15 protein-coding genes are annotated in these 20,067 nt (G+C 72.8%); 7 read left to right on the plus strand and 8 right to left on the minus strand.

The features are described 5' to 3' along the window. Window positions 1-120: 120 nt before the first annotated feature. Window positions 121-513 (minus strand): ribonuclease domain-containing protein, encoded by a 393-nt coding sequence (locus tag ACFRAR_RS32590; protein ID WP_380702829.1) that lies wholly within the window; start codon window positions 511-513, stop codon window positions 121-123. 122 nt (window positions 514-635) lie between these two features. After that, entirely contained in the window at window positions 636-1,706 is a 1,071-nt protein-coding gene (locus ACFRAR_RS32595) for a phosphatidylinositol-specific phospholipase C domain-containing protein (RefSeq protein ID WP_380702831.1), read from the minus strand. A gap of 292 nt (window positions 1,707-1,998) precedes the next feature. Between ACFRAR_RS32595 and ACFRAR_RS32600 the strand changes: the two genes are divergently transcribed. Next, entirely contained in the window at window positions 1,999-2,643 is a 645-nt protein-coding gene (locus ACFRAR_RS32600; protein WP_380702833.1) for a dihydrofolate reductase family protein, read from the plus strand. A gap of 75 nt (window positions 2,644-2,718) precedes the next feature. On the opposite strand, the gene ACFRAR_RS32605 is transcribed toward ACFRAR_RS32600, so the two are convergent. Then, window positions 2,719-3,597: a geranyl diphosphate 2-C-methyltransferase gene (locus tag ACFRAR_RS32605; RefSeq protein ID WP_380702835.1), complete on the minus strand. Its 879-nt coding sequence runs from the start codon at window positions 3,595-3,597 to the stop codon at window positions 2,719-2,721. A gap of 111 nt (window positions 3,598-3,708) precedes the next feature. Next, complete coding sequence (locus tag ACFRAR_RS32610; RefSeq protein ID WP_380702837.1) at window positions 3,709-5,010, minus strand: family 2 encapsulin nanocompartment cargo protein terpene cyclase; 1,302 nt, start codon at window positions 5,008-5,010, stop codon at window positions 3,709-3,711. A gap of 480 nt (window positions 5,011-5,490) precedes the next feature. On the opposite strand from ACFRAR_RS32610, the gene ACFRAR_RS32615 reads away from it, so the two are divergent. Further along, window positions 5,491-6,816, plus strand: coding sequence for a radical SAM protein (locus ACFRAR_RS32615; RefSeq protein WP_380702839.1), 1,326 nt, complete (start codon window positions 5,491-5,493; stop codon window positions 6,814-6,816). 72 nt (window positions 6,817-6,888) lie between these two features. Here ACFRAR_RS32615 and ACFRAR_RS32620 read toward each other — a convergent pair whose 3' ends face one another. Further along, entirely contained in the window at window positions 6,889-7,692 is an 804-nt protein-coding gene (locus tag ACFRAR_RS32620; protein WP_380702841.1) for a thioesterase family protein, read from the minus strand. A gap of 151 nt (window positions 7,693-7,843) precedes the next feature. Then, entirely contained in the window at window positions 7,844-8,821 is a 978-nt protein-coding gene (gene sph, locus ACFRAR_RS32625; RefSeq protein WP_380702844.1) for a sphingomyelin phosphodiesterase, read from the minus strand. 267 nt (window positions 8,822-9,088) lie between these two features. Between sph and ACFRAR_RS32630 the strand changes: the two genes are divergently transcribed. The 3 genes from ACFRAR_RS32630 to ACFRAR_RS32640 all read left to right on the plus strand — a co-directional run bounded on the left by ACFRAR_RS32630 (window position 9,089) and on the right by ACFRAR_RS32640 (window position 12,710). Beyond that, window positions 9,089-9,790: a hypothetical protein gene (locus ACFRAR_RS32630; protein WP_380702846.1), complete on the plus strand. Its 702-nt coding sequence runs from the start codon at window positions 9,089-9,091 to the stop codon at window positions 9,788-9,790. A 101-nt stretch (window positions 9,791-9,891) separates the two neighbouring features. Further along, window positions 9,892-11,124, plus strand: a complete 1,233-nt coding sequence (locus tag ACFRAR_RS32635) for a GNAT family N-acetyltransferase (RefSeq protein WP_380702849.1) — start codon at window positions 9,892-9,894, stop codon at window positions 11,122-11,124. A gap of 281 nt (window positions 11,125-11,405) precedes the next feature. Next, window positions 11,406-12,710, plus strand: coding sequence for a hypothetical protein (locus tag ACFRAR_RS32640; RefSeq protein WP_380702851.1), 1,305 nt, complete (start codon window positions 11,406-11,408; stop codon window positions 12,708-12,710). Window positions 12,711-12,860: 150 nt separating this feature from the next. Here ACFRAR_RS32640 and ACFRAR_RS32645 read toward each other — a convergent pair whose 3' ends face one another. Continuing rightward, the gene (locus ACFRAR_RS32645; RefSeq protein ID WP_380702853.1) at window positions 12,861-14,822 is read right to left on the minus strand and encodes a PIG-L family deacetylase; all 1,962 of its coding nucleotides are present in this window, start codon (window positions 14,820-14,822) and stop codon (window positions 12,861-12,863) included. 286 nt (window positions 14,823-15,108) lie between these two features. Between ACFRAR_RS32645 and ACFRAR_RS32650 the strand changes: the two genes are divergently transcribed. Continuing rightward, on the plus strand, window positions 15,109-17,601 hold the full coding sequence (locus ACFRAR_RS32650; RefSeq protein ID WP_380702874.1) for a DEAD/DEAH box helicase: 2,493 nt from the start codon (window positions 15,109-15,111) through the stop codon (window positions 17,599-17,601). Between the two features lie 118 nt (window positions 17,602-17,719). On the opposite strand, the gene ACFRAR_RS32655 is transcribed toward ACFRAR_RS32650, so the two are convergent. Next, a complete protein-coding gene (locus ACFRAR_RS32655) occupies window positions 17,720-18,577 on the minus strand; it encodes a hypothetical protein (protein WP_380702855.1) in 858 nt (285 codons plus the stop codon). Window positions 18,578-18,813: 236 nt separating this feature from the next. Between ACFRAR_RS32655 and bioB the strand changes: the two genes are divergently transcribed. Beyond that, window positions 18,814-20,046: a biotin synthase BioB gene (bioB, locus tag ACFRAR_RS32660; protein WP_380702857.1), complete on the plus strand. Its 1,233-nt coding sequence runs from the start codon at window positions 18,814-18,816 to the stop codon at window positions 20,044-20,046. Window positions 20,047-20,067 lie beyond the last annotated feature (21 nt).

Here is a 20,067-nt window from a genome sequence, read left to right on the forward strand (position 1 = left end):
GCGGGGCCGGTGGGCCCGGCGCCGCTTCGCGCTGTCGGCCTGCTCGCGGATGCGCGCCCGGGCCCCGGCGCGGGGTGCTTCGCCGGGGCCCGGGGGTCCTGCGGTGCGGCGGCGGCCTGGTCAGCAGCCGAAGTCGACCTTGCGGAAGGTCACGTAGTGGTCGGCGGTGTAGTAGTCCTCGTGGTACTGCTTGCCGGTGATGACGCGGCGGGTGCCGCGGGTCGGCGAGCCCGGGGTGACCACGGTGTACTCGTGGTAGTAGCCGGTCGACTGCGAGGGCAGCACGCCCTCCCGGTTCTGGAAGACGACACCGTCCTGGCTGTACGGGAAGGGACCGCCGGAGGCGATCAGGTCGAGGGTGGTGTGGGCCTGGGCAGGCAGGGCGGACAGGCACACCGAGCCACTCACCGCGGCGTGCGCCTCGGTGGCGACGGCGATCGGCACGAGGGTGACCAGGGCAACGGCGGCGGTGGCGGCGACACGGGTCTTCCACGCGCGTAGAGTTCGGTTCATGACAACCAGGATGACGACCGGGCGGAGCCATCGGAAGCCCCGTTCCGACTCTTCACCTCCGGTCAACTCGACGTACCCTCGGGTGCCTTGACCTGGTCAGCCACCGGGCCGATCCGGCGGACTCAGCCGCGCGGCAGCACCAGCGACTGCACCGAGGACAGCTTGCGCCAGTCGCTGGAGACGACGCTCGCGTGCGCCTTCGCCAACTGCTCGGTGCGGGCCCGCGCCTGGTCGGCCGTCGGGTCGGTGTTGCTGATCGCCGGGGCGACCAGGTGGGCGTCCGTCATCACCAACAGGTAGTGGGCGTTGTCGTACCACCCGGTGTCGATGGTGTTGACGTAGGTGGAGGCGTCGCCGTCGAAGACCACGAACCAGGGGCGGATCGAGGCGTCCGGGCCGGTGTACTGGGCGCGCGGGTCACCGGTGGCGGCGCCGAGCACGGACGGGAACACCTCGGCCTGGCCGATCCGGCCGGCCGCCGCCAGGTCGCGCAGGTGCCGGCCCTGCTCGACGTCGGTGTGCAGGGTGTCGAAGGGGTTGCCCAGCTCGACCGTGCCCGGGATCGCGTACAGCAGCACCTTCCCGGCCAGCGCCGAGCGGCTCGGCCAGTTGCCCGCCCGCACCGCCTCGTCGAGGCTCGGGTACGCTCCGCCGCCGGGCTTGGCCAGCAGGTCGGCCGGGCGCAGCACGGCGGAGCCCAGGTGCTGGGCGATCAGCGCGTCCAGCTGGTCCGGGCCCATCCCGAAGGTGGCCGAGTAACCCGGCTTGAGCTCCAGCTTGATCACCAGCGGTCCGGCGCCCGGGTGCGCGGCGAGCCAGACACGGACGTCGTCCAGGCAGCTCTCCAGGTTCTGGTCGGTGCTGCCGGTGTAGAGCTGCGCGGGGGTGCTCGCGGCGGTGCAGTTGTTGGAGTTGCCGAACGGGTTGGAGTGGCTGACCTGCCACTGCCTGGTCACGATGTTGGGCCAGAGGTCCAGTTCGATCATGCCGGTGCCGGTGTCCAGGCCCTGGGCGAGGTACTGGTAGGCGGCCGGGTCGTAGGTGTTGTGCAGGCCGACGGTGGTCGCGGAGCCGAAGGGCAGGTCCCCCGTGCCGCCGGGGGTGGCGTCCGCCGGGGCGGTCGCGATCAGCGCCGCGGCGGCGGCGATCACGCCGGCGGCGAGGAGTCCGGTCAGGGTGCGGCGTGCGTTCATCGGAAGCGGTCCCCCTGGTCGTGGCCGTCGGCCGCCCTGCTTCCGGGCGGCCTGACGAAGCATCGCCCACCCGGGCGTGCCCCGGATGAAGAAGGCACGACAATAGCGTGACGGCTGCACCGCTTCTCCCCCGCTCCCCTCCCCTTCCTCCACCCGATCCACATCCGCCCCGCCCGCCACGCCCACGGCGGTGACGGAGCGTCATGGCACCCGGGCGCCGGGTTAGCGTGGCCCGCGAGAACAGGGTGCGGCGGCCGGTCCCGCACCGAGGCGCCAGCAGTGGAGGAAGCCGATGTCCCTGGTCCGGGTCCACAACTTCTCGATCTCCCTGGACGGCTACGGCACGGGCGAGGGCCAGAGCCTCGACGCGCCGTTCGGCCACGCCGCGGACCGGCTGCACGGCTGGTTCTTCCGCACCCGGACGTTCCGGCGGATGGTCGGCGAGGAGGGCGGCGACACCGGCGTGGACGACGCGATGGCCCGCACCTGGGCCGACGGCATCGGCGCGGAGATCATGGGCCGCAACAAGTTCGGCCCGCAGCGCGGGCCGTGGCAGGACGAGGACTGGCGCGGCTGGTGGGGGGCGAACCCGCCGTTCCACACCCCGGTCGTGGTGCTCACCCACCACCCGCGCCCCGTGCTGGAGATGGACGGCGGGACGGTCTTCCACTTCCTCGAAGCCTCCCCCGAGGAGGCGCTGCGCCGGGCCCGGGAGGCCGCGGGCGGCCTGGACGTGCGGATCGGCGGCGGCCCGAGCACCGTCCGGGCCTTCCTGGCGGCCGATCTGGTCGACCACCTGCACGTGGTCGTGGTACCGGTGGTGCTCGGCCGGGGCGAGTCGCTCTGGGCCGGGCTCGAAGGGCTGGAGCAGCGCTTCCGCACCGAGGCGGTGTCCAGCCCGAGCGGCGTCACCCACCTCACCTTCACCCGGCGGTAGCGGACGCCCCCGGGCACGCACGACGGCGGCCTCCCCGCACCCCGCGGGGAGGCCGCCGTGCGCGGTGCTACCGGATCAGACCCGGTCGGCCGCGATCAGCACGTACTGGAAGGAGCCGTCCTTGTAGGACTCGATGAACGCCTCCTCGATGCCGGTGACCAGCGAGGTGGTGTTGCGCAGCTCCCAGTAGGGGAGGGTGTCCGGGGTCAGGTCGATGACGGCCTGCGGCACCAGGCGGTTGTCGGCCATCGCCCGCAGGTACTCGCGGCGCGAGTGGATGTTGCACTCGAAGTGGGCGTTGATCTGCGAGACCCACTTCGACGGCTGGCCGTAGCGCGGGTTCCAGCAGCCGGTGATGGTCACGTACCGGCCGCCGACGCTCAGCACCCGGGCGTGCTCGGCGAACAGGTCGTGCAGGTCGACGTACATGCTGGACTCGTTGTTCCAGGAGCCCGCGACCGAACCGGTCTCGACGGGCATGTCCAGCATGTTGGCGACCCGGGAGCGGACGAAGTCGCCGATGCCCAGCTCCCCGGCGCGCCTGTTGCCGAAGTCGGCCTGCTGGGTGGAGAGGGTCAGGCCCTCGACCCGGCAGCCGAAGCGCTGGTGGGCCATCACCATCGAGCCGCCACGGCCGCAGCCGGCGTCGACCAGGGTGTGGTCGGCACGGATGTCGCCGAGGTGGTCGAGCAGCACCTCGGCCTGGGCGGACTCCAGGCGGTGCAGCTCGGCGATGACCTTCTTCTCGCGCTCGCTGTCGGCCGGGTCCCCGATCGCGGCCTGGTCGATCTCGCCGATGCCGTAGTGGTGGTGGTAGAGGCCGTCGACGTCACCCAGGCGGAGGTTGACCGGGCGGGCCTCGTGGTCCCAGTAGCGTGCGATGTCGCCCTGGTACGGGGTGGCCGGGCCGGGAATGGCGTTGCCGGGGGTGGTGATGTCGTCGGTCACGGACATGGGTCAGCTCCTAGCGGATGGTCAAGGGAATGATCGGAATGGTCATCGGTGGCCGTGCGTCGCCGGCCGGAGGTGGCCCCACCGCGGGGGTGGCCCCACCGCGGGGTGGTGTCACCAGAAGTCGGGCAGGGTGTAGCGGTAGGTGTTGGTCTGGTGCCAGAAGTGGTTGCCGTCGAGCCACGCGGCCACACCGCGCAGGAACCGTACGAGGGTCGGCACGGGGCAGGACACGGCCAGCGCCGCCGCCTCGGCCTCGAAGGCGTGCATCAGGTCGTTGTGGACCTCGACCGCCTTCAGGTAGCCGTCCTTGCGGGAGACGCCCTCGCGCTCGGAGATCACCACCGGCAGGTTCAGGTGCAGTCCGGGGCTGTCCAGTTCCTTCATGTACGAGTAGAGGTCGTTGACGATGGTGGTCGCGTTGCCGGCCAGGGCGATCACCCGCTGCGTGGCGGGCAGCGCGTGCAGGTCGGCGGGCAGCTCGTAGCCGCCGACGGTGTCCGTGATCGTCGGGCAGGGGCGGAAGTTGTTGAACTGGCGCATGGCCAGGTACTCCCACACCTCCGGGACGTGGTCGGCCTCGTCCCAGGAGGCCTCGGCCAGGTAGCCCAGGTGCAGCCGCGCCATGTCGTGCCGGAAGCGGTCCGACTGGGAGGGCGTGGCGGCCCGGCCGAAGTACTCCATCGCCGAGCGGTAGGCGCGCCGGGGCGCGTCCGAGGACAGCGAGGCCTCCCAGGCCGGGTGGTACTCCGGGGTGGTGTGCAGCGGGTCGAGCGCTGTGTGGGCGAGCAGCAGGCGGCTGCCCAGGCCCACCGGCGAACCGCCGAGGTCCTCGCAGTAGCAGTCGTCCACCGCGTTCTCGGCCACCATCAGGCGGGCCGCGAGCATCAGGTGGTCGACGCTCGGCGCGTCCGGGTGGCAGGCCACCATGTAGCGCCCGGTGGAGAAGCCGTCGAAGTCCTTCTCCCACTCCGGCGGGTAGAGCTCGATCTCCTCCATCGCCCAGACCTTGAGCTTCGCGCTCAGCGCCTCCACCCGGACCGGGTCGGGCTCGGCGATCGGGTGGTGGTAGAGGCCGGGGATCGCGTCGCCGGGCTTGGGCTTGCCGCCGCCGGCCGCTTCGGCGGCCCGCGGCGCGACGGGAGCGGTCAGGGCGGGTGGGACGGGCAGGACGTGGCCGGACGGCACCGTGAACCCGGGGGTCGCGAGCACCGCCGGCTCCGGCGCCGCGGCCGCCGGTGCGGTGGCCTCGGGCACAGCGGTCTCCACAGCCGGGACCGCTGGTGCGGCGACCGCCGGTGCGGTGGCCTCGGGCGCCGCGGTCTCCGGCTCCGGGACCTGCGGCCGGAACTGCAGGCCGGAGGTGCCCAGTCCGGTGGGCCCGGCCAGGATCCGGTCGATCGTCGGGGAGCTCATGGGCCCACCGCCGGGGTGGGGGCGGGCCCGGATGGGGCGTCCGGTCTGGCACGCAGGGGCATGGAGCCTCCTCTGAGGGGATCACGTCATGACGGGTCGTCAGCCCGACTGCCAAGAACGGGACTCCGACCGCTCAGGCCCCGTCTCGCTCGGTCCCCTACCGTAGGCGCGAAGGCGCGTTCCGCATCGCACCGGACGATCTTCCTCACCCGATAGGGTGAACGTTCATGCGGGTGGCGTTTGGATGTGCCCCTGTCGTGCATCCGTCCGCCCAGCACCCGGGCGCCCCGTCGGCGAGCCCGCCCGCCCCGGCCCGCCGCCCCGCGCGTCAACCCGGTGAACACCCTCGTGTCCCGCCCGGGCCGGGCACGATGGACGGGTCGGTCCTCCCCGGCGGCACCGGCGCACGTCCGGGCGCGTAAGGGGGACCAGAATGGGCGGGGCGCCGTGAGGAAACGGGGCCAGGAAGGAAGAGCGCGCATGGAGAGCCAGACCCGCAGCCGCACCGCACTCGTCGAGGAGCTCATGGAGCGCTATCCCGACGTGCCCCGGGAGGCGGTGATCAAGGAGGACCTGCTGCGCGGCGGCATGGCCTTCGACGAGTCCGCGCTCAGCGGCAGCTCCGGTGCCGACGGGGGCGGCGAGGTCAAGCCGAAGTCGTACTTCATCTTCTCCTTCGACCACCGCACCCTGCCCGAGCTGGGCGCCGCCGCGCTCAACCGGCCGCCGGAGGAGATCGTGCTGACCGGCGGGCCGTACGGGCTGCGCCGCACGGTGGTGTCGGTGCGGGTGAACCCGGACTCGCCCTACCGGGTCGGCGCCGGGGAGGACGGCACGCTCGGCCTCTACCTGGACGGCGCGCGGATCGCCGACGTCGGCCTGCCGCCGATGCCGGACTACTACCGGCACACCCTGGCCAACGGGAAGTCGGTGATGGAGGTCGCCCCGACCATCCAGTGGGGCTACCTGATCTACCTCACGGTGTTCCGGGTCTGCCAGTACTTCGGCGCCAAGGAGGAGTGCCAGTACTGCGACATCAACCACAACTGGCGCCAGCACAAGGCCGCCGGCCGCCCGTACACCGGCGTCAAGCCGGTCGAGGAGGTGCTGGAGGCGCTGGCGCTGATCGACGAGCACGACACCGCCCGCGCCTCCCAGGCGTACACCCTCACCGGCGGCGCGATCACCTCGCACGTGGGCGGCCGGGACGAGGCCGACTTCTACGGGCGGTACGCCAAGGCCATCGAGGAGCGCTTCCCCGGCCGCTGGATCGGCAAGGTGGTCGCCCAGGCGCTGCCGCGCGAGGACGTCCAGCGCTTCCACGACTACGGCGTGCGGATCTACCACCCCAACTTCGAGGTGTGGGACAAGCGGCTGTTCGAGCTCTACTGCCCGGGCAAGGAGCGCTACGTCGGCCGGGACGAGTGGCACCGCCGGATCCTCGACTCCACCGAGGTGTTCGGGCCGGAGAACGTGATCCCCAACTTCGTCGCGGGCGTGGAGATGGCCGGGCCCTTCGGCTTCACCACGGTGGACGAGGCGATCGCCTCCACCGAGGAGGGCCTGCGCTTCTTCATGTCGCACGGCGTCGTCCCGCGCTTCACCACCTGGTGTCCCGAGCCCACCACCCCGCTCGGCAAGGCCAACCCGCAGGGCGCGCCGCTGGAGTACCACATCCGGCTGCTGCGGACCTACCGGGCGACCCTGGAGGAGTTCGGCCTCTCCTCCCCGCCCGGCTACGGCCCGGCCGGTCCGGGCAACGCCGTCTTCTCGGTGAGCTCCTTCATGGACTCGCTGCCCGGCTGAGGGCGCACCCGGCGGTGCGGGCCGCGACGCCCGCACCACCGGGCGCCGTCAGCTCCCGTTCACCGGGCGCCGTCAGCTCCCGCTCAGCGGGCGGACGGTGAGGATCTGCTCGGCCCGGCCGACCGGCCCGTGGACGTCGTGCAGCACCGTGCTGGTGACGCCGTGCCCGGCCGGGCCGAAGCTGACGCTGGTGTCCAGGCCGGTCCAGGGGCCCTCGGGGCGGCGGTGGAAGTGGATCGTCAGGTCGGTGTTGGGGAACATCCACTCGGTGGGGTCCTGCCGCACGGCGATGCCGTTGGCGGTGTCCACCAGCATGACGAAGGAGGCGTGCGGGCCGCTGGGCTCCCCCGAGACGAGCTCGGCCGGGCTGGAGATCCAGGCCGCGGCGCGGCCCGGGCCGCTCGACCGGCGGCGGACGTCGATCGAGGCGATGTAGCCGCCGCCCCACACCCCGCCCATCGTCCAGGGCTCGAACTCCTCGGGCGCGGGCAGCGCCTCGTCGTGGGTGCCGGCGACGGCGGTGGTGTCCAGCTCGGCGAGGAACCAGGCGCGGGCCCGCACCACGGCGCGCCCGCCGATCACCACGGTGGCCTCGACCAGCTCGATGGTGCGCCCGGGGCGGACGGTCTCCACCGTGATCTCGAACTCGTCGAGGGCGATCAGGCCGAGTATGTCGTAGCTGATCCGGGCCAGCGCCAGGCCGTCGGCGGGGCGGCCGGCCCGGTAGCGGTCGATGGCGTGCACGATCAGGCCGCCGAGCGGGCTGAAGTGCTGCTCGTCCGGGTGCCAGGCGCCCTGCGCCTGGACGGTCGGCTTGTAGCTGTGCTCGCCGGTGCGCTGGTAGTAGCTGTCGGGCGCGGCGGTGGGGGTGGTCACGTGCGCTTCTCCTCGGGCCGGATCGCTGGCAGCCGGGCGGGCGCCGTCGCGACAGGACGGCGCCGACCTCGGCGTTCAGGATCGTAAGGGGCCGAACGGCCCGCGAGGTGTCACGGGTGACGCATCCCACACCGCCGGAGGATCCGGAGCGTCAGTGCGCGGCCAGCGGGTAGTGGTCGGACAGGTCGGTGTAGGTGTAGCTCTTGCCCCAACTGCTCACCGTCCACGGCGCGCTGTGCACCCGCAGCACCTCGTTGGTGTACTGCTGCGGCCGGGCGTGGTCGGCCCGGTAGAGGACGTAGTCCAGGTCCTCCTTCGGCTCGCCCGGGTAGCGGTAGGCGGCGATCGAGTTGTCCGCGGTGTCGAAGGAGTACGGCCAGCCGGTGCGGGCGGAGGCCGGGGCGAGGTTGCCGTTGGCCAGCAGCGCCTGGTACTCGGAGCCGTGCGAGTCGATGTTGAGGTCGCCCGCGAGCAGGACCGGCTCGTCGGCCGGGATCCGCTTGGCGTCCAGGAAGCCCCGCATCGCGGTGAGCTGCTTGGCCCGGATGTCCGCCGCCTGGCCGCTCGCGCAGCCCGAGTCGGTGGACTGGAGGTGGGTGCCGACCACGTGGGTGCGGCGGCCGTCGACGTCCAGCACCGCGTAGACGAAGCCCTTGTTGGAGAACCAGTCCGAGCCGCACGCGTCCTTGTAGACGTACTGCTCCTTGCGCAGGATCGGCCACTTGCTGAGCAGGGTGACGCCGCCGTCCTCCGGGGTGGTGGAGCTGTAGCTGCCGGACGTGGCATCCCAGCCGCTGCTGGAGCGGCCGACCACCGGCGTGTGGTAGGGGTAGGCCGCCGAGGCCTTGGCGACCAGCGCGTCGGAGGCCGAGTTGTCGAAGGCCTCCTCCAGCACGACCACGTCGTGGCCCTGGAAGAAGCCGGCCGAGGCTATCGCCTGCGCCCGGTACTGCTGGCCCCAGTTGGGGTAGAGGTTGGTGCTCATCAGGAACGTGTTGTACGTCAGCACGTCCAGCGGGGGCGCGGTCGCCGGGGCGCCCCCGGCCGAGGCCGGGACGGCGCCGAGCACGGCGAGGACGGTGGCCGCGGCGCCGGCGGCGAGGGCGCGGCGAACGGACGACAGGGGCATGTGGGCTCCGGTGGGGCGTGTCGTGGACCCGTCGGGTCGAGGGATGTTGTGTATCCAACTTGGCCGGCGGCACGGTCGGCGGGACAATGGGCGAGCATTCGGTGAACTCGCCGGTAACAACCTAGCCGAGTACATGACGAACCGTCACCGACCCGGTCGCGGCGGGTAGTCGCCCTGGTCCGCGCCCGACGGTCCCCTCCCCGTCGCACGCCGAGGGGTTGCGGTCACACTGTCGCGGGCAGCACAGAACGACGGACGGGGGGAAGCGTGGCACGAGGGAAGAAGCCGAAGAGACCGCTCGCCGAAGGGGTGGTCCGGCCCCCGAAGCGGGTGCGCCGGCCTCCCTCCCGGGACCCGGATCCGCGGACGGTCCGCCGGACGGCGTGGCTGACCGGACTGGTCGCGCCGCTGCTGATGCTCGGGCTGGTGCTGCTCGCGAGCAACCCCGACTACCAGGCCCCCTGCATGATCGCCGCCGTCCTCGCGCTCGCGGCCGGCATCATCGGCATCGGGTTCGTCCGGGCCCGGGGCTGGGTGATCGCGTCGGCCGTCCTGGTCGGCGTGCTGCTGATGACCGTCCCGGCGGCCGCCCTCCGGGCGGAGCTGATCTCCCACCGCGGGGTGCGCACCGAGGTGGAGATCACCGCCGCCCACCGCGCCAAGTCCAGGAACGGTTCGGTGAACTGGAGTTGCGACATCCGCCGGGTCGACGGACGGCCACTGCCGCACGCCCGGTTCGCCGGCTCCGGCTGCTCCGGCCGGGACTCGGTCGGCCGCACCACCGACGTGCTGGTCGACCCGGCGGGCTGGGCACCGCCCGCCTCGCCGTACGAGGACCTCGCCTTCCTCCGCGCCGGCCTCCGGCTGTCCGGCGCGCTGCCCGTCCTGTGGGGCCTCATCGCCTACGCCGCGGCCCGGCGCACCCTCCGGGAGTCGGGCGCGCGGGACGGCCGGAAGCGCGGCGGGTAACACGACGGAGTCTCGACGCGGGTGCGCCACGGCGCCACACCACGTGCCCGTCCGGCAGAACTCCCTGGACAAGCACGAACCACCGGTGCGAAGGTCCGGGAATGACCGTTGACGAGCCGTTTGCCCTGCCCTTTACGCTGCCCGGCGGACTGCTGCTGCGCGAGTCCCGACCGACGGACCTGGAGCAGATCGGCGCACTGCTCGCCGAACGCGGCGTGCCGGACGACGCGCTCGACCACCGCCTGGTCGTCCAGGACCCGGACGTGGGCTGGCCGTCCTGCGCGGTGGTGGTCGACGGCGACCGGGTGGTCTCCACGGCCACCCTGCTGGACGAGGAACTGCGCGTCGGCGGCGTCCGGTTGCCCGCCGGGCAGATCGAACTCGTCGCCACCGACGAGGAGTACGAGGGCCGCGGCCTGGTCCGGGCGCTGATGCGCTGGGCGCACGCGCGCTCCGCCGCACGCGGACACGTCCTCCAGGTGATGATCGGAATCCCGTACTTCTACCGGCTGTTCGGCTACGAGTACGCGATCGACATCCCGGTCTCACGGCCGGTGCTCGACGTCCCACCCGGTGGGGACGCCTCCGCGCTGCGCACCGCCCGGGCGGCGGACCTGCCCTTCCTGGCCGCACTCCAGAAGCAGGCGCAGCGCGGCTTCGACCTCGCCATGGGCCACCCGTCCGCCCGCTGGCGCTGGCTGCTGGCGCACGACGCGACCACGCTGCGGGTCGTCGAACGCGACGGCGAGGTGGTGGCGGTGGGCCGCACCACGCCGGTGGACGACGGCGGGTTCCACCTCGCCGAGGCGGCCGCCGCCGACGAGCGGGCGGCCCGCGATCTGCTGAGCGGGGTGGCCGCGTCGGCGCCGCAGGCGCGGCTGCACGTGGTGCACCGGCCCGGCACCCTGCCGGCCACCGTCTGGCACGGATCACTGGACCACACGCCCCGCGCCGAGGCTGAGCAGTACTACGTCCGCATCCCCGATCCGGCCGTGCTGCTCGACCGGCTGCGCCCGCTGTTCCGGCAGCGCCTCACCGCCGCCGGCCTGGACCCCGCCGGGCGCGAACTGCCGCTCTCCACCTACCGCGCGCACTACCGGGTCCCGCTGGGCGAACCCGGGGAGGTCGTCACCGGCCGCACGATGCAGCGCCTGGGTTCGGCCGGCGGCGTGAGCGTGGCGCCTGACCGGCTGGCGGCGCTGCTCTTCGGCCCGTACGGGATCGAGGGACTCGCCCGGCTCCGGCCGGACGTCTACGCCCGTGGCGAGGAGGAGCTCCACCGGGCGCTGTTCCCGCCGCTGACGGCCGACCTGTTGACGTACTACCTGCCGTGACTCCGGCCGCGTGCGGCGTGGCTCCCCGGCCACCACCGCCGGTCCGCCCCGTGGGCGCCGGCGTCCTGCGGGGCTGTCGGGATCGGAATCGCGTGGTGCCCGAATCGTTAAAGCGCCGGCCAAAAATTCGTGCGACTCGTTGACGATAATGTGATCACATGTGCAGGCACTGTGGCGTTGGGCGTCACAGGGGGAGGGACCGGCCCGCTCCGCCGAACGGGCCCGACGAACAGGGGAGTCGCACCATCAACACCGGAATCCGCAAGGCCGCCCGTGGGGCCGTGCCCGTCGCCGTCACCGCGTCCGTGCTCGCCACCGGCCTGGCCGCCTGCGGCACCGTCGAGCAGCTGTCGGCCGCGCAGAAGGCCTCCAAGGCCTTCGACAAGATCGGTGACGGCAAGTCCGCCGGCTTCACCTTCTCCATCGACGCCACCCCCCAGCAGATCGTCGCCTTCGCCGACACCGGCGCACCCAGGAAGGGCAGCGGCCTGGTCGGCTCCGCCCGGCACGGCGGCGGCGAGATGGACGAGCAGACCGCCAAGTCGCTCTCCGGCCTCTCCGTGTCCGTCTCGGTCTCCGCCGACAAGCCGCTGAAGGAGATCGAGGCCTTCAAGAGCGCCGGCAAGGACGGCAAGGACGGCAAGAACAGCGACCTGACGCTCGACAAGTCGGTGCGCCTGTCCTACCTGGTCGCGGACCACAGCGGCACCGCGCTGCTGGAGTACCGCCAGGCCGACGCCCAGGGGTACCTGCACGTCGACGCCAAGGGCCTGCTCAAGCTGGTCGGCGAGGACCCGTCCACGGTGGACGACATGCGCGGGAGCATGACGGACGAGATGAAGCCGCTCGGGGACGTGCTGTCCGGCAGGTGGGTCTCCTTCGACCTCCAGGCGCTCGCGGACCAGGCGAAGGAGTCCGACGGCAGGAAGGGCGCCCCGAGCGCCGCACCCACCGTCGACCCGGAGTTCAGCGGCCAGATCCTCGACTCGATCAAGGACGTGCTCGGCCGCACCGTCACGTTCGAGGACAAGGGCAAGAAGGACGGCGCCGAGCACCTCCGGGTGAGCGCCCCGGCCCGCCAGCTGGTGGACGAGATGTACAAGGCCGTCAAGCCGCTGGCCGGCAAGTTCCCCAAGCAGCTCGGCGGGTTCCCGGACCAGGCCCCGAGCGACGTGCCCGACCGCAGGATCGGCGTTGACCTCTACCTGAAAAACGGCGCCTTCTCCTCCGCCACCTTCGACCTCGCCCAGCTCGCCGACAAGGTCGAGCCAGGCGTGGAGTTCCCGGTCAAGCTCGCCTTCAACCAGTCGGCCCCGAACGTCCAGGTGCCGGGTGACGCGCTCAAGCTGACCGGGGACCAGCTGCTGGGCGCGGTGCGCGGCCTGGCCGACGCGGGCACCGAGGACGGCGCCGACGCCGAGGACCTGGGCGGCTTCCTGAACGGCGCGCCGCTGACCGACGCCCAGCTCAAGGAGCTCGTCGCGCTCGGCCTCGACGAGGAGATGGCGCGCACCTACAACCACGCCGGCCTGGGCTTCGAGGACATCAAGCGCATCGCCCAGAAGTCCTCCCCCGCCCACGCGTGAGCGTGGCCCCCGCGTGGACGTGACCCCCGCCTGACCGCGACGACCGGCCGACCGCCCCCCCCCCGGCGGGCCGGGGGGCCGCCCGCCGCGCCGTTCTGCCCGGGGGCGGCGGGGGGGGGACGGCCCCCCCCGGGCCGCCGGGGCGAGCGGTCAGAGCGGCAGGCCCTGCCAGCTGCCGAAGGTGGTGGCCGTGGTGCCGGTGCGGAAGTAGACCCGGCCGTCGGTGCCGATGGCGAACACGTGGAGGACGCCGGCACCGTCGACGACCGCCGCCGGGTGGTCGAGGAAGGTGCCGCCGAGGTCCTGCCAGGGGCCGTAGCCGGCGTTCGGGGCGGTCTGGGCGGTGGTGCTGACGCCGCCCCGGCGGTTGCGTTCGAACAGGACGACCCGGCCGCCGAGGGTGACCGCGGCCGGTTCGCCCACTCCCCCGTGTCCGCCGAGCGGGGCCGGGGACTGGCTCCACGGTCCGCCGGGCCGGGTCTGGTGGCTGACCTGCATCGCGGCGGTGCCGACCTCGCGGTAGGCGAGTTCGATCCGGCCGTCCTGGTCGAGCGCGGCCCTGGGCGCGCTCGCGGGCCGGGCGCCGGGGATCGCGGCCGGGCCGCCGAAGGTGCCGTTCGGGGCGCCCTGCCGCCAGCCGAGGACTCCGGTGCGGGTGCTGGCGAACACCTCGATCGTCCCGACACCGTCGCGGACCGCGGTGACCGGGTCCTGGAGGTCGGTGCCGCCGAGGTCCGTCCAGGTCGGCGTCCACACCCCGCCCGGGCCGGTCTGCCGGATGGTGCTGAGGCCGCCGCCGCCGTTCTTGACGAAGAGCTCCAGGTGCCCGTCCTGGGCGGCGGCCACCGCGGGCACGCCGACCTGGCCCTCGTTGCCGAGTCCGGCGTTGGGGTTGCCGTGGTCGGCCCAGCCGCCCCGCCACCAGCCGTTGGGCGTGCCCTGCGGCAGCGAGACGATGTGGTGGTCGGTGAGGCGGCGGGCGAAGACCTCCAGCCGGCCGTCGGCGTTGGTGGCGACCGCGATGCCCGGCACCAGCCACCCGCCCGGGTCGGCCATCCGCACCGGCCCGCCCCAGCTGCCGTCCGCCTCGCGCCAGTACGTGTGGACGGCGCCGCCGCGGACGACGAAGACCTGCGGCCGGCCGTCCTGGTTCAGTCCGGCCCAGGAGGTGCCCCGGGACCAGCGGTAGTACATCCGGGAGAACCAGGCGGCGGAGTAGTTCCCCGCCGAGTGGTCGTGGCCGGCGTACTCGGCGAAGGCCACGCCCTTGACGCCCGCCGCCGACGGGTCGAGGTTCACCGGACTGTCGCCGATGTTGTAGTCCCGGTAGTTCACCTGGATCAGCGTGCCGCCGTACTGGCCGGCCGCCAGCCCGGCGAACCGCGCGGCGGCGACGTGGTCCGCGTGGTCGCCCGAGTAGCGGCTGTCCGGGAGGTCGTCCTGGGCCCGCAGGACGGTCGGCCGGTACGTCACCATCAGCTGCCGCAGCACCTCGACGACGTCCGCGGCCGTGTAGGTCGACGGCCCGGGCAGCGGGCTGCCGACCGGGACGACCGTGGTGTCGGTGCCGCCGGCCAGGACGCCGCCGAGCTTGGCGTCGTGGAGGTTGAGGAAGACCAGGTGCACCGGGCGGTCCTTGAGGACGTACCGTTCGACCTGCTTGCCCGCGACCGTCCACGCCTCGGCCGTCCAGTGCCCGACCTCGTCGGTGTCCGGGTCGGTGTCGCCGGCGCCGGCCATCCGGGAGTAGGCGTTGATCGCGCCCATCTGCCGGTTCCAGGTGCGCAGCGGCTCGCCGGCGGTGTCCCAGCAGACCGAGGCGCACGGGTCGCCGGTCCCGTTCCCCGCGGTGACGAACACCGTGACGGAGGGCGTGCCGTCGGCGATCGAGTTGGACAGGTCCGGGTTCATGAACAGGATGTCGTCGTCCTCGTGCGCGACGACCTGCATGACCAGCGGCCCGGCGCCCGGGGCCGTCCCCGGGCCCGCGGCCGTCCCCGGGGCCCGCTCCGGGGCGGCGGCCGCGCGGGTCTCGGTCCCCCTGGCCAGGACGGGCGCGGCGAGGGCGGTGAGCGCGACGGAGGCGAGGAGTCGCCGTCGTCCGATTGCCATGTGATTCCCCCGGGTTCCGGTTCGGCACGTGGTCATGCCAGGAGGAGGCCAGCCCACCACCGGGCGGGGGATTCCGCGGCTCACCCGCCGCTATTTCGCCACGGAACGAAGGCCGATTGACGTGAATTCAGGTGGTTTCACCACTTCCCCACGCGCCGCCGGGGTTCACCGGCACCGACCCGCCCGCCACCCCGGCCCACCGGCACCGACCCGCCCGCCTCGGCACCGGGCTTTGCCCGGGGTGGCGGCGAGCAGGCAAGATAGCCGGGTGACCCTCCTTGATCTGATGCCGAAGCCCGCCACCCCCGACGCGCTGTACGAGACGTTCGCAGCCTGGGCGGAGGAGCGGGGGATCACGCTGTACCCGGCGCAGGAGGAGGCGCTGATCGAGCTGGTGTCGGGGAACAACGTGATCCTCGCGACGCCGACCGGCTCCGGCAAGAGCCTGGTGGCGGCGGGCGCGCACTTCGCCGCGCTGGCGGAGGGGCAGCGGACCTTCTACACCGCCCCGATCAAGGCGCTGGTGTCGGAGAAGTTCTTCGACCTGGTGAAGATGTTCGGCACCGAGCAGGTCGGCATGATGACCGGCGACGCGAGCGTGAACCCGACCGCGCCGATCATCTGCTGCACCGCCGAGGTGCTCGCCCAGATCGCGCTGCGCGACGGCACCCGGGCGGACATCGGCCAGGTGGTGATGGACGAGTTCCACTTCTACGCCGAGCCGGACCGCGGCTGGGCCTGGCAGATCCCGCTGCTGGAGCTGCCGCAGGCGCAGTTCCTGCTGATGTCGGCGACGCTCGGCGACGTCCGCCGCTTCGAGGAGGACCTGACCCGCCGCACCGGCCGTCCGACCACGGTGGTGCGCAACGCGACCCGTCCGGTGCCGCTGTTCTACGAGTACCGCCGCACCTCGCTGCACGACACCCTGGAGGAGCTGCTCCAGACCGGCCAGGCGCCGGTCTACGTCGTGCACTTCACGCAGAAGGAGGCGGTGGAGCGGGCCCAGTCGCTGATGAGCATCAACATGTGCTCGAAGGCGGAGAAGGAGGCCATCGCCGATCTGATCGGCAACTTCCGCTTCACCACCAAGTTCGGCCGCAACCTGTCCCGTTACGTGCGCCACGGCATCGGCGTGCACCACGCGGGCATGCTGCCGAAGTACCGCCGGCTGGTCGAACGCCTCGCCCAGGCGGGCCTGTTGAAGGTGATCTGCGGCACCGACACGCTCGGCGTCGGCGTCAACGTGCCGATCCGCACGGTGCTGTTCACGGCCCTGTCGAAGTACGACGGTCAGCGCGTGCGCATCCTGCGCGCCCGCGAGTTCCACCAGATCGCCGGCCGGGCCGGCCGGGCCGGCTTCGACACCGTCGGCCAGGTGGTGGCGCAGGCGCCGGAGCACGTGATCGAGAACGACAAGGCGATCGCCAAGGCCGGGGACGACCCGAAGAAGAAGCGCAAGGTGGTGCGCAAGAAGGCCCCGGAGGGCTTCGTCGGCTGGACGGAGGAGACCTTCGACAGGCTGATCGGCGCCGACCCGGAGCCGCTGGTCTCCCGGTTCAAGGTGAGCCACGCGATGCTGCTGTCGGTGATCGGCCGCCCGGGCAACGCCTTCGAGGCGATGCGCAAGCTGCTCACCGACAACCACGAGGAGCGGTCCGCCCAGCGCCGCCACATCCGCACCGCGATCGCCATCTACCGCTCGCTGCTGGAGGGCGGCGTGGTGGAGCGACTGCCCGAGCCGGACTCCGAGGGCCGGATCGTCCGCCTGACCCTGGACCTCCAGGAGAACTTCGCGCTCAACCAGCCGCTGTCCACCTTCGCGCTGGCCTCCTTCGAACTGCTCGACCCGACCTCCCCGTCCTACGCGATGGACGTCGTCTCGGTCGTCGAGGCGACCCTCGACGACCCGCGTCAGATCCTCGCCGCCCAGCAGAACAAGGCGCGCGGCGAGGCCGTCGGCGAGATGAAGCGGGACGGCATCGAGTACGAGGAGCGGATGGAGCGGCTCCAGGAGATCACCTACCCGAAGCCGCTGGAGGAGCTGCTCACCCACGCCTACGAGGTGTACCGCCGGGCGCACCCGTGGATCGGCGACCACCAGCTCCAGCCCAAGTCGGTGGTTCGCGACCTGTACGAGCGGGCGATGACCTTCACGGACTACGTCGGCTTCTACGAGCTGGCCCGCACCGAGGGCATCGTGCTGCGCTACCTCGCCGGCGCGTTCAAGGCGCTGGAGCAGACCGTCCCCGAGGACGTGAAGACCGACGACCTCAAGGACGTCATCGCCTGGCTCGGCGAGCTGGTCCGCCAGGTCGACTCCAGCCTGCTGGACGAGTGGGAGCAGCTGGCCAACCCGACCGAGGCGCAGGCCGCCGAGGTGCGGCTGGACGACAAGCCGGCGCCGGTCACCGCCAACGCCCGCGCCTTCCGGGTGCTGGTGCGCAACGAGATGTTCCGCCGGGTCGAGCTGTGCGCGCTGGAGCACTGGGACGAGCTCGGCGAGCTGGACGGCGAGTACGGCTGGGACGCGGACCGCTGGGCGGACGCCATGGACGGGTACTGGGACGAGTACGACGACCTCGGCACCGGCCCGAACGCGCGCGGCCCGAAGATGCTGATCATCGAGGAGGAGGACTCCTCCTGGCGGGTCCGGCAGATCTTCGACGACCCGGAGGGCGACCACGACTGGGGCATCAGCGCCGAGGTCGACCTGTACGGCTCCGACGAGGAGGGCCGGGCGGTGCTGCGGGTGACCTCGGTGGACCGGCTCGGCGGCTGAGCCGGAGCGCATGCGAGGGATCCCCCGGCGGCCTCGGCCTCCGGGGGATCCCTCGCATCCGGGGATCCGTCACATCCGGGGAGCGGTCGGACCCGCGATGCGCCAGACCCGGGGACCGCTACATCCACACGAACGGCGTGCCCGCCGCGTACGAGAGCGCGCGGGTCGCCTCGTCCAGCTCCTGTTCGGTGCCGCCCCCCGTGCCGGTGGTCTGCGGGGGAGGCGCTGCCGGCGTCCCGCCGACGGCGGGGGTGGTGGCGGCGGCGCTCGCCGGGCGGGCGTCGCCCGGCCGCGAGCTGGTGACCGTCACGTAGTGCCCGACCGCCTCGATCCGCGGCTCGCCGCCGGGCTTGGCGCTGCCGGCGGCCTGCGCGGGCGCGAAGTTGGTGTCGGCGAGGATGAAGGCGACCGCGCCGGGCCTGGCCCGCAGGGCGTCGGCGGCCCTGGCGGCGGTGGCCTGGTCGGCGAAGCGCAGCAGGGTGACGTTGCTGAGCACCGGGCGGTCGACGCCGGTGAAGCTGACGGTCAGGTAGGCCTGGCAGCCGCCGTCCTTCAGCGGGTCCTGGGCGCGGTCCTGGAGCACCTCGGCGCAGTTCTCGCCCTGCCGGACGCCGTTGCGCCGGCCCTTGTAGGCGCCGACCTCGACCGCCCGCTGGGCGGGGAAGAGGGTGTCGACGTTGAGGGCCCCGGGGTCGGTGGGCGGCGGTGCGGCGCCCACCACCGGCGGCGTCCCGGCGTTGTCCTTGCTGGAGGGGCCCAGCCCGGGTATGTAGTCGCCGGGCATCGGGCGGGTGATGATCCATCCGCCGGCCGCGACCACTCCGACCACGACGATCCAGCCGGCCGCCCGACGCGCCGTCAACCGCCGGCCGCGACCCTTGGCCCCCCTGGCGTCGGCGCCCCCGCCGGTCCGCTGCTCTGCCCGGTCGTCCCGGGCCTCTCCCGGAGTCTGGGTGCGCTCCCCCTGCGTGGTCATGGCGCAGATTCTAAGCATCCGCCAGGTGGCCTGGACCACGGGGTCGGGGGTTGTGGATCACCGTCCGCCGGAGCCGTCCGCTACCCGCCGGTAACCAGCGGCCCGGCGCCACGTCAAGCGTGTGACCAGCGGCGGAGCCGTGACCTTCGACACTGTGGCAATCGGCACATCCTCACACCGATCTTCTGGCGGGTTTGCTCTGGCGCCGCTCGATCACCAGCAGGCAGGATCACCCCATGGATCTGCTCGATACCCTCACCGCCAAGGGCCTGCGCGGCGAAGTCCCGACCCGCGAGGAGGCCCTGGCCGTCCTCGCCACCACCGACGACGAGCTGCTCGACGTGGTCGCCGCGGCCGGCAAGGTGCGCCGCCGCTGGTTCGGCCGCCGGGTCAAGCTCAACTACCTGGTGAACCTCAAGAGCGGGCTGTGCCCCGAGGACTGCTCGTACTGCTCGCAGCGGCTCGGGTCCAAGGCCGAGATCCTGAAGTACACCTGGCTCAAGCCGGACCAGGCCGCCGACGCCGCCCGCGCCGGAGTGGCCGGCGGCGCCAAGCGGGTCTGCCTGGTCGCCAGCGGCCGCGGCCCGACGGACCGTGACATCGACCGGGTCACCGACACCATGGCCGCCATCAAGGAGGCCGACCCGGCGGTCGAGATCTGCGTCTGCCTCGGCCTGCTCTCCGACAACCAGGCGGAGCGGCTCAAGGCGGCCGGCGCCGACGCCTACAACCACAACCTCAACACCTCCGAGAACACCTACGGGACCATCACCAAGACCCACACCTACGCGGACCGGGTCGACACCGTGCGGAAGGCGCACGGCGCGGGCCTGTCCGCCTGCTCCGGCCTGATCGCCGGCATGGGCGAGAGCGACGAGGACCTGGTCGACGTGGTCTTCGCGCTGCGCGAGCTGGGCTCGGACTCCGTCCCGGTCAACTTCCTGATCCCGTTCGAGGGCACCCCGCTGGCCAAGGAGTGGAACCTCACCCCGCAGCGCTGCCTGCGGATCCTGGCGATGGTCCGCTTCGTCAACCCGGACACCGAGGTGCGGATCGCGGGCGGTCGCGAGGTGCACCTGCGCTCGATGCAGCCGCTCGGCCTGCACATCGCCAACTCCATCTTCCTCGGCGACTACCTGACCAGCGAGGGCCAGGCCGGGCAGGCCGACCTCGACATGATCAAGGACGCCGGCTTCGAGGTCGAGGGCGCCGGCGAGGCCACCCTCCCCCGGCACCGCGCCGACGTCGCCGAGGCGGCCCGGGCGGCCCACGCGGGCGGCTCCTGCGGCACCGCGGCCTCGGCCTGCGGCAGCGGTGGCGGCTGCGGCCCGTGCGGCGGGCACGCGCACGCGCCGGAGGCCGCCCCGGAGGCCGTCCCCGCGCAGAACGGCGCCGAGGACGAGCTCCGCGGCGACCTGGTGAAGGTCCGCCGCCGCGGCGCCGGCACCGAACTCGCGCCCAACGCCTGACAGTTCCGACCCACCGGAGAA

This window comes from Kitasatospora sp. NPDC056651, assembly GCF_042792155.1.
GTDB lineage: Bacteria > Actinomycetota > Actinomycetes > Streptomycetales > Streptomycetaceae > Kitasatospora.